The organism is Amycolatopsis sp. NPDC049252 (assembly GCF_043197175.1).
GTDB lineage: Bacteria > Actinomycetota > Actinomycetes > Mycobacteriales > Pseudonocardiaceae > Amycolatopsis.
The window spans coordinates 40078-49017 of record NZ_JBICSQ010000066.1; the positions used below are offsets into that span (position 1 = coordinate 40078).

The 8940-nt window shown below is 70.0% G+C and carries 7 protein-coding genes; 6 read left to right on the top strand and 1 reads right to left on the bottom strand.

The features are described 5' to 3' along the window. The first annotated feature begins 40 nt into the window (after positions 1 to 40). The gene (locus tag ACGFMK_RS38385; RefSeq protein ID WP_392773985.1) at positions 41 to 1084 is read left to right on the top strand and encodes an alcohol dehydrogenase catalytic domain-containing protein; all 1044 of its coding nucleotides are present in this window, start codon (positions 41 to 43) and stop codon (positions 1082 to 1084) included. Here ACGFMK_RS38385 and ACGFMK_RS38390 read toward each other — a convergent pair. Beyond that, positions 1081 to 2052: an SEFIR domain-containing protein gene (locus ACGFMK_RS38390; protein ID WP_392773987.1), complete on the bottom strand. Its 972-nt coding sequence runs from the start codon at positions 2050 to 2052 to the stop codon at positions 1081 to 1083. The two genes, ACGFMK_RS38385 and ACGFMK_RS38390, sit on opposite strands and share 4 nt — an antisense overlap. 235 nt (positions 2053 to 2287) lie before the next feature. Here ACGFMK_RS38390 and ACGFMK_RS38395 point away from each other — a divergent pair, with 235 nt between their 5' ends. Genes ACGFMK_RS38395 through ACGFMK_RS38415 form a run of 5 tightly spaced genes read left to right on the top strand, consistent with a single transcriptional unit; the run spans position 2288 to position 8844 of the window. Further along, positions 2288 to 2854: a TIR domain-containing protein gene (locus ACGFMK_RS38395; RefSeq protein WP_392773989.1), complete on the top strand. Its 567-nt coding sequence runs from the start codon at positions 2288 to 2290 to the stop codon at positions 2852 to 2854. 3 nt (positions 2855 to 2857) lie between these two features. Further along, positions 2858 to 4492, top strand: a complete 1635-nt coding sequence (locus ACGFMK_RS38400; protein ID WP_392773991.1) for a CATRA system-associated protein — start codon at positions 2858 to 2860, stop codon at positions 4490 to 4492. Further along, on the top strand, positions 4489 to 5154 hold the full coding sequence (locus ACGFMK_RS38405; protein WP_392773992.1) for a hypothetical protein: 666 nt from the start codon (positions 4489 to 4491) through the stop codon (positions 5152 to 5154). The genes ACGFMK_RS38400 and ACGFMK_RS38405 overlap by 4 nt, the downstream gene beginning before the upstream one ends. Next, positions 5154 to 8231, top strand: a complete 3078-nt coding sequence (locus ACGFMK_RS38410) for an ATP-binding protein (protein ID WP_392773994.1) — start codon at positions 5154 to 5156, stop codon at positions 8229 to 8231. Before ACGFMK_RS38405 ends, ACGFMK_RS38410 begins: the two co-directional genes overlap by 1 nt. Before the next feature lie 52 nt (positions 8232 to 8283). Beyond that, complete coding sequence (locus tag ACGFMK_RS38415; protein WP_392773996.1) at positions 8284 to 8844, top strand: dihydrofolate reductase family protein; 561 nt, start codon at positions 8284 to 8286, stop codon at positions 8842 to 8844. Positions 8845 to 8940 lie beyond the last annotated feature (96 nt).

An 8940-nucleotide genomic window follows, 5' to 3' on the forward strand; every position in this document is an offset into this window, starting at 1 on the left:
GTGCCCGGACGCGGGTGCCGGGCGGTCGCCGGAGGCGACGATGAAGGCGCTGGTCTACCACGGTCCGGGCGCGAAGGCCTGGGAAGACGTCCCGGACGCGGTCGTCCAGGAGCCGACCGACGTGGTCGTGCGCGTCGACACGACCACCATCTGCGGCACCGACCTGCACATCCTGCAGGGCGACGTCGCCGCGGTGACCGACGGCCGCATCCTCGGCCACGAAGCGGTCGGCACGGTCACGGCGGTCGGCGACGCGGTCCGCGCGTTCGCCGTCGGCGACCGGGTGCTCGTCCCGGCGATCACCCAGTGCGGCCGCTGCGAGTACTGCGGCCGCGGGATGCCGTCGCACTGCCAGACCGTCGGCGGGATCGGCTGGATCTTCGGTCACCTCATCGACGGCACCCAGGCGGAGCTGGTGCGCGTCCCGTTCGCGGACACGTCGCTGTACGCGGTCCCGGACGACGTCACCAACGAGCAGGCGATCTTCCTGGCCGACTCGCTGCCGACGGGCTACGAGGTCGGCGTCCTGGCCGGCCGCGTCCGCCCGGGCGACACGGTGGCGGTCGTCGGCGCGGGCGCGGTCGGCCTGGCGGCGATCCTGACGACGGGCCTGTGGGGCGCGTCGAAGGTGATCGCGGTGGACTCCAACAAGTTCCGCCTGGAGAAAGCGCTCGACTTCGGCGCGACGGACGCGATCGAAGCGGGCCCCGACACGCGCGCCGACGTGCTGGGCCTGACGGACGGCCTCGGCGTAGACGTCTCGATCGAGGCGGTCGGCTACCCCCAGACCCTGCAGACGGCGGCGTCCCTGGTCCGCCCGGGCGGCCGCATCGCGAACATCGGCGTCCACGGCGCGCCGGTCGAGCTGCCGATGCAGGAGATGTGGATCCAGAACGTCACCCTGACCATGGGCCTGGTGGACACGGTCTCGATCCCGACGCTGCTGAAGATGGTCTCGTCGGGCCGCATCCCGGCGGAAAAGATGGGCACGCACACGTTCACCTTCGGCGAGATGGACGAGGCGTACGAAGTCTTCGCCAACGCCGCGGCGAACTCGGCGCTGAAGGTGGTCATCACTCCTTAGATCACGGTCGGATCCCCGAGGGCGAGCTCCGGCGGTCGTCCCCGCCGCGTGATGACGACGGCTGCGGAGCCGAAGGGAGACGCAGCGACTCCCGGGCGCGACATCTCGAGCCGGAGCAGGCGGGCGCCGGTGACGTCGACGTCGATCGTCGCCGGCTTCCCGGCCGCGACCTCGTGTTCGGATCGTGGTCGCCCGTCGAGCATCACGCGGAAACGCCCGACCTGGAAAGGATCCCGGGCGTCGTCGAGCACTCCGGCGACCGCGGTGAACCGCTGGTAGTGGCCACCGAGGTCCAGTTCGACGAAGCCCGGGCCGGTGGCCGCTGGCGTGGTCGGCCGCAGCACGATGCTGTGCTCGTACTCCACGTCGCCGATCGACGCCGGGCCGCGTCGCACCCCGTGGCTGGCGGAGGCCCACGGCAGCGCGCCGGCGAGCATCGGCTGCGGTTCCCGCTCCCCGCCGCGCCACACGCCGCGGCGGGGCATCGGGTACTGCCCCTGCCCGGTGATCGCCGCGAGGAGCTCGGCGACGCCGGCTTCGGTGAACTCGCTGACGTGGTACCTGGTCGTCGAGTGACCGTTCAGGAACGTCGGGATCTCGTCGACCGAGCGGCCCGGCAGGACGACGGGCAGCACCCGCTCGGTTTCGCGGCGCAGGTCACGGGTCAGGTTGTCCCGGATGATCGCCGCTTCGAACTGGGATCCCCGCCCCTCGTGGGGCAGCGCCGTGCCATCGGCCCGGCGCTTGTACTCGGCGGAAGCGATGACCAGGATGAAGTCGGCCTCGCTGAGGTGCTGGGTGGCCCAGAGCGACCAGTCGCGACGGACGTTGTCATACCACGAGTCGAGGTGCACGTCCAAGCCGATGACGCCGCGCAGGAACGTCGCAAACTTTTCCACGAGAGCTTTGTGCTCCGGGGTGTCGTGCGCGTAGGTGACGAACACCCGGGGTACTTCTCGGTCGGACATCGGGTTCCCCTCGGGATCGGTCGGTGATTCACCGATCCTGGATATCGGTATGCAGGAAATGTTTCGCGTCTTGTATCCGCGGCTTCTCGATTTGTCAAGGTACCATTCTCGGTACGACTTCATGCGTGGCCAGTTATTGTCCAGAGTTTGTCAGCTTTCCCGTCTTCTTCACCGGTGTCCGGCGGATCTAGGATGAGCTCCGCTTGGTGGGAGCGGTGAAGGGGCGGCGTCACGCGTGTACGAGTACGACGTCTTCATCAGCTATCGGCGCACCGCCAGTGACATATCCGACTGGATTCGCCACCACTTTCACCCGCGCCTGTCGGAAGTGCTCGACAACAACCTCTTCGACGACGTCAAGATTTTCTTCGACGACCAGGTGTCCACCGGGGCGAGCTGGCCGGATGAACTGCACTCCGCGCTGCTGCGCTCTCGCGTGCTGGTGCCGATCTGCTCCCCGAAGTACTTCCGGGACGAGCGGTGCCTGGCCGAGTGGTATTCGATGGCGGATCGCGAGGCACTCGGCGCCGGGCGGCGCCTGATCTACCCGGTGATCTTCTGCGACTCCCGCCACTTCCCCGACTGGGCCCACGCCCGGCGGCCGCGTGACCTGCAGCAGTGGAACCACCCGTTCGAACACTTCCAGACCGCGCCGGCCTACCTCGACTTCAACCAGCAGATCAAGCAGATCGCCGCGGAGCTGGAGGAGCTCATCGAAGGAGCGCCGGAGTGGCGGGACGACTTCCCGGTGCGGACCCCGGACCCGGAGCCGCCGACGCGGGCACGAAGGCCGAGGTTCTGACCGATGCCGGGAACGATCTTCACCTTCTACTCCTACAAGGGCGGGGTCGGCCGGAGCTTCACGCTGGCCAACATCGCCGTGCTGCTCGCCCGGTGGGGTCACCGCGTGCTCTGCCTGGACTGGGACCTCGAGGCCCCCGGCCTGAGCGACTACTTCCGGCCGCGACTGCCCGCGCGGCCGAGCGGGGGAGTGGTCGACCTCGTCGACGACTTCCGGCACGGCCGGTTCAAGCCGGAGGCGCACGTCCAGCGACTGGCCGACGTCGGTGTGCTCGACTTCCTCGCGGCCGGCAGCGAGGAATCCGGCTACGTCGGCCAGGTGCAGGAGATCGATTGGGATCGCCTGTACGACGACGGGTTCGGCGAGTACCTCGAGAGATGCCGTGAGCAGTGGATCGCGCGGTACGACTTCGTGCTCATCGACAGCCGCACCGGGATCTCCGACATCGGCGGGATCTGCACGGCACATCTGCCGGACCACCTCGTGCTGCTGTTCACGGCGAACCGCCAGAGCATCCTCGGCGCGATGGAGGCTGCCCGGCGCGCCGACGTGGCGCGCAACGGTCTGCCGTTCGACCGCGCCCGGCTGACCGTCCTCCCGGTGCTGTCGCGGTTCGACAACCGGGAGGAGTACGACCGGTCGGAAGCGTGGCGCCGCATCGTCGTCGACGAGACGACCGAGCTGTACCGGACCTGGCTCGACCAGGCCGTCGAGCCGGAGACGATGTCCCGCCACCTCACGCTGCCCTACGTGTCCTACTGGAGTTTCGGCGAGCAGTTGCCGGTGCTTTCGGAGAAGACGCCGAGCGCGGACCAGATCGGGTTCGCGCTCGAGACGGTCGCGGCCGTGATCGCCTGCCGGCTCGACCGGACCGACCTGCTGGCCGAAAACCGTGACGCCTACGTTGCCGCCGTGCGGGCGAGCCGGCAGGAGTTCAAGCACGAACTGCGCGTCAGCATCCCGCGCCCGCTGGTCGGCACGGCGGACGAGCTGGTCACCGCCCTGAAGAAGCAGGGCGTCCGGGTGGTGAAGTCCCTGTCCGGCGACCGCTCCCTGCTCGCGCGGGCCGAAGACGACGCGCGGCACCTGTGCCTGCTCGTCGACGGCAAGGTGAGCCGCTGGCAGGCGGCCGAGGTCGAGCTGTTCCTGCACCGCACGCTCGGCCAGGACCGCCGGGTGATCCCGGTGCTCACGGCGGGTACCGACGCGGCCGGGCTGCCGGGCTACGTCGGCAACCTCCGCTACCTGAGGCTCGGCGGCTCGCGCGGCCTGGACGGGGTCGCCCGCGACCTGGCCGGCCAGCTGAAGGGGTTCACCCCGCTCGTCGACGCGGACGACGAGGCCGATCTGGCCTCGGTGCTCGGCCAGGCCCGCGGATCGCGGCTGCGCCCGTCCCGCTGGGACCTGGTCGACGAACTGGTCGCGGCCTTGCAATCAGCCGTCGGCGGTGGTGACAGCGCGCGGACCCGCGACTTGGCGGCGGACCTCGCGGTGGCGGTGAAGCCCCGCTTCCCGGACGGCCGCGACCACCACCCGGCGCCACCTAAGGTGCGCCAGTCGATCGACTGGCTCCTGCGGACGCTCGACGCCCGCGCCCAGAGCACGACGAAGCCGAACCACCGGAGGGATCACGGATGACCGATCGCTTGAAGCACAAGGAAACCGCGGCGATGTTCACGCTGATGGTGCTGGGCCGCGAAGTACCGAACCAGGAGTTGCAGGAGCTGGTGGGGTTCACTCTCACCGGCCGGCCCCGCACGAACCTGAACAATCTAGGGTACGTCGAGAGCAAGCCGACCGGGCCGAGGAAGAGCTTCGTGCACGTGCTGACCGACGACGGCTGGGGTTGGTGCGAGGAGGAGCTGGCGGCCGACGGCCCGCCGCCGCCGCGGGGGCAGAGCACTCTGGCTTCGGCGCTGTACGTGCTGCTCGGCGGTTTGAACGGGTACCTCCATCGGGAGGACAAGCGGCTTTTCGACGTCTTCGGGCCGGCCACGGGAGCACCTGACAGCAAGCGGGCCGAGGAAGAGGTCTCGAACGTGCCCCTCGAGGAGCGCATCCGCGTCGCCTACCGCGAACTGGTGCGGGAACCGCGCGGCTGGGTCGGACTGGTGGACCTGCGGCCCAAGCTCGGCGCGCCCGCGGCGGAGGTCGACGCGGTGCTCAAGAAGCTGAGCAGTGCGGGCAAAGTGCATCTCGTCCCGGAAGACAACCGCAAGGCGCTCACCGCGGCCGACCACGAGGCGGCGATCCGCATCGGCGGTGAGGACAACCACCTGCTCTCGATCGAGGCCCTGTGATGGACGAGCTCAAGGCACTGGCGACGCTGAGCTTCGACTGGGCGGACACCCCCGATCACGTCTGGCTGGACTCGCCGTACCACGTCGACGGCCTGCACGCCGACGCCCTCGCCGCGATCGACACGGGCATCCGCGACGCCAAGATCAGCGACGGTCCCAGCCCGATCGGTCTGGTCCTGCGCGGACTCAAGGGGGTGGGCAAGACCCACCTGCTGGGCCTCGTCCGGCGGCAGGTGCACCGTGCGCGGGGGTACTTCTTCCTCGACGACGTCACCGCTGCCGACGCGTTCTGGGAGAACACGGCGGAGGCACTGCGTCACGGGCTGGCCCGCTCGGACGATTCGGGTGAGTCGCAGCTGAAGAGGTTCTTGTTGCGCGTGTGCCTGCGAGCCCATGTCGATGCCGACGTGGAGGCGAGGATCCGGCGCGGGCGCGGCCTGACCGTGGACGACGTCGAGGCGTTCATCGAGGGGGTGGAGTCCCTGAACGCGACGGTCGCGGACGAATGCGGGGATACCGCGCGCGCCCTCGTGCTCATCGCCAGCAAAGACCGCGGTGCGAAATACATCGGTGACGACTTCCTCGACGGTGACGAGCAGCTCACGCCGGAGGCCCGGCAGTGGAACATCTACTCACGGCCGAAGCCCGCCCGTGTTCTCGTACGGGAGATCACCCGTCTGCTCGCCCTGACCGGACCAGTCGTGATCGCTGTAGACCAGCTCGACACCCTCCTCGCCCGGTCCGCCCAGCGCACCCAGGAAATCGGGAACAACGCCGAGGAAGGCCTGCTCGTGGCGCAGATCGCCGACGGGCTCATGGGACTGCGGGAAGTCACCCACAAGACCGTCACCGTGTTGGCCTGCCTGCCCAGCACCTGGGATCAGATCAAGAGCAAGTCGACGGGTACGGTGCCCGACCGCTTCCGGGAGTCCGTCACGCTCGGCCGGATCCTCGACCCGGAAGTCGGCCGGGCCCTGGTGGCGAAACGGCTCGGAGTCGCCTACCAGGCCATGGAGTTCACCCCGCCGCACCCGACCTGGCCCGTCGCGCCCGTGGCGTTCGCGGAACCCTGGGAGCAGTGGACTCCGCGGCAGCTGCTGAAGCGTATCGGCGCGCACATCGAACTGTGCCTGCGCGCCGGGCAGGCACAGGAGCTCACCTCCTTCGACGAGAAGGTGGCCGTGCCGATCGCTCCGGTGGTGCGGACAGCGGTGGAGCACGACCGGTTCGCCGACCTCGACGCCGAGTTCGAGAAGCTGCAGGCGGAGGCGGAGCCCGAGAAGCTGCTCGCCGAGAAGACCGTGGACAAGGCGATGCCCGACCTCCTCTCCGCCGCTTTGCGCTGCTGGGTCACCGAAGTCGGTGATGATGACCTGGAGTGGTCGTGTGAGCGCCAGAACGGGCGCAGCGAAGTGCACGCCTGGCTCTCCCGGACCCTCGACGAGGCCGCGGACCTGCAGGAGCACTGGGCGTTCCGGGCGATCGCCGCCCGTGATCCGCGTGCCGCGCTGAGCCGGTTCCGCAAGGCCCGTTCCGCGGCGGGGCAGCTGCAGGGAGCGGACAACCGCCACCTCGTCATCCTCCGGGACGCCTGGGGACGCGGCGCCAAGACGCGGGAGGAGGTCGACAAGTTCACCACCGCGGGAGGCAAGACCGTCCCGCCGAGCCCGGCTGACGTCCGCACCTTCTGGGCGTTGCAGAAGATGCTCGGCACCGGCGGCCGTGAGCTGCACGAGTGGCTGATCGACCGGCGGCCCGCGAGCCGGTCGGAGCTGTTGTCCGCGGTCCTGCCGGAGAAGCCGCCGGGGCAGTCGGCTGCCGAGGGGACGCACCCGCCGCCGGCGGAGGGGGAGGTCACCCTCGGCACCGTCGTCGGGTCGGGGGAGCCCGTGCGGATCGGGCTTTCGGCGCTGCGCAAGCACGCCGCGGTCTTCGCCGGGTCCGGGTCGGGGAAGACCGTGCTGCTTCGGCGGATCGTGGAGGAGTGCGCTCTGCTGGGGGTTTCCGCGATCGTCCTGGATCCGAACAACGACCTCTCCCGCCTCGGTGACGCCTGGCCCGAGCCGCCCGCCGGATGGGGGCCGGAGGACGCTCAGCTGGCCAAGCGCTATCTGGCGGAGACGGACGTCGTGGTCTGGACGCCCGGGCGGGCGACTGGGCGGCCGCTCGCTTTCCAGCCGCTGCCCGATTTCGCCGGGGTTCTGGACGACGCCGACGAGTTCACGGCGGCCGTCGAGGTGGCGGTGGCGACGCTGGCGCCGCAGGCCCGGCTGACCGGGACGACCGTGAAGGCGAACATCGGCCTGGCGGTGTTGCGACAGGCGGTGATCCACTACGCGCGGACCGGGGCGCGCAGCCTGCCGGAGCTGATCGAGCTGCTGTCCGATCTGCCCGAGGACGTCAGCAACCTCAACGACGCCAAGCGGATCGCGGCCGACCTGGCCGAAGTGCTCAAGGCGGCGATGGTCAACGACCCGCTGTTCGCCGGCGGTGGCGAGCCCGTGGACCCGGGCGTGCTGCTGACCCCGGGCGCGGGGCGCCGGGCGCGGGTGTCGGTGATCAGCTTCGTCGGGCTGCCGGCGGAGGAGCAGCGGCAGAACTTCGTCAACCAGCTGCAGATGGAGCTGTTCGCCTGGATCAAGCGCAACCCGGCGGGCGAGCGGCCGCTCGGGGCGTTGTTCGTGATGGACGAAGCCCAGACACTGGCCGCGTCGGGCACGTTGACGGCGAGCACGCGCAGCACGATCGTGCTCGCGTCCCAGGCCCGCAAGTACGGCCTCGGGCTGCTGTTCGCGACGCAGGCGCCGAAGGGCCTGCACAACCAGGTGGTCGGCAACGCGATGACGCAGTTCTTCGGCCGCCTCAACAGCCCGGCCCAGATCGCGGCGGCCAACGAGCTGGCCCGCGCGAAGGGCAGCCCGGTCGCGGACATCTCACGCCTGGAGCGCGCGCAGTTCTACGTGGCGGGGGAGGCGTTCGGCTTCCGCCAGGTGGCGACGCCACTTTGCCTGACCCACCACCCGTCGAGCCCGCTGCGTCTGGAGGAGGTGATCAGCCGGGCCCGGGAAAACGGCTGAACCTTGTCGATCCGGGCGCCGCTCGTTCGACGCACCGGTGAAGGAGGTTCTCATGTCCCCGGTGATTCTGTACATGTCGATGTCCCTCGACGGGTTCGTCACGGGCCCCGACGACCGCGCCGGCCAGGAGCTCGGCCGTGGTGGCGGACGCCTGTTCAACTGGCTGGACGACCGGCTGGGCGACGGTCTCAACGGCCAGGTCTACCGCGAGGCGCTGGCCACCGGCGCGCTGATTTCGGGCCGCCGGACGTTCGAGCTGGCCGGTCGCTGGAACGGTGATCACCACGACGGCGTCCCGATCCACGTCCTGACGCACCACGTCGACCCCGGCGACGAGCCGCCCGGAAGCGCGCGGTTCTACACGGACGTCACCGCGTGCGTGACCGAAGCGGTGGCGGCGGCCGGCGAGCGGCCGGTGATGGTGCACGGCGCGAGTGCCGCACAGTCCTTGCTGCGCGCGGGTTTGCTCGACGAGATGGAGATCCACCTGGTCCCGGTGCTGCTCGGCGGCGGCCGCCGGCTGTTCGCCGAGACCGACCCGGTCGAGCTGGACCTGGTCCGGCGGCTGGACGGGAACGGCGTGACCCACCTGCGTTACCGGGTGCTCCGCTAGCTGTGATGTCCGGGGAGGTTGGTCATCCGGGTGACCGGCGGCTTGCCGCCGGTTGAGCTGTGGGGTCGATGGTGATTGTAGAAGTGCAGCCACCCC